We start from the raw sequence: 509 nt of genomic DNA, 5'->3' as shown, positions 1-509 counted from the left end.
CGATACTCCTGAGGAATCGGCGAAATTAGCGGTTCGTGCTGTGCATCATAAAACAGCGGACGTTTTAATGAAAGGCAATGTGCCGACTTCTGTTTTGCTTAAAGCGGTATTGAACAGACAGGAGGGGCTTCGGTCAGCAAGTGTCCTTTCTCACGTGGCTGTCTTCGATATACCGGATTTTGACCGGCTGATGTTTGTGACAGATTCGGCAATGAATATTGCTCCTTCGCTGGAAGAGCTCCGGCAGATTTTTGCAAAATGCCGTTCATGTGGCCCATGCAGTGGGGAACAATATGCCAAAAGCAGCTGCCCTTGCAGCGGTCGAAACGGTGAACCCTAAAATGGAAGCGACCGTGAATGCAGCTGCTCTAGCTCAAATGTACAAAAGGGGCCAGATCAAAGGCTGCATTGTTGATGGACCGCTTGCTTTGGATAACGCAGTTTCACAAATTGCCGCGGCCCAGAAAAAAATTTCGGGAGACGTAGCGGGCAACGCAGATATCCTTCTC

2 protein-coding genes are annotated in these 509 nt (G+C 49.5%); both read left to right on the top strand.

Going from position 1 to position 509, the window contains the following annotated elements:
• Positions 1-340 (top strand): phosphate acyltransferase (locus ADICYQ_RS31000; RefSeq protein ID WP_262485352.1); only part of this gene is annotated, 340 nt, incomplete at its 5' end.
• The coding region (locus ADICYQ_RS30995) for a phosphate acyltransferase (RefSeq protein WP_498366125.1) at positions 294-509 on the top strand (216 nt) is incomplete at its 3' end. The genes ADICYQ_RS31000 and ADICYQ_RS30995, both read left to right, overlap by 47 nt.

The organism is Cyclobacterium qasimii M12-11B (genome assembly GCF_000427295.1).
Lineage (GTDB): Bacteria > Bacteroidota > Bacteroidia > Cytophagales > Cyclobacteriaceae > Cyclobacterium > Cyclobacterium qasimii.
This window is presented reverse-complemented; position numbering and strand designations above follow the sequence as displayed.